Origin of the sequence: Mesorhizobium sp. GbtcB19 (genome assembly GCF_019091085.1) — a bacterium.
GTDB lineage: Bacteria > Pseudomonadota > Alphaproteobacteria > Rhizobiales > Rhizobiaceae > Mesorhizobium.
The window spans coordinates 1-228 of sequence record NZ_JAGXJY010000671.1; the positions used below are offsets into that span (position 1 = coordinate 1).

The 228-nt window shown below is 70.2% G+C and carries 1 protein-coding gene; it reads left to right on the forward strand.

Going from position 1 to position 228, the window contains the following annotated elements; genetic code table 11:
- The coding region (locus tag KVT37_RS33360) for a hypothetical protein (protein ID WP_217579133.1) at positions 1–228 on the forward strand (228 nt) is incomplete at both ends.

The window sequence follows — 228 nt, forward strand, 5'->3', positions numbered from 1 at the left end:
TGCTGGAAGGGACTGCTGCGGCGCTCGCGGTCGCCGGCTGGCTGTTCGCGCGCTACGGGCAGTTGAAGCGGGGTCGCGGTTTCCTCGATTTCAACGACCTGATCACCCGCACGGTCAGCCTCTGGTCGCGGCCCGTTGCCGGGCCAGGGGGGCAGTTCAAGCTGGACCAGGGCATCGACCACTTCCTGCTCGACGGGGCGCAGGACACCGGCCCGGACCGGGGGGAAG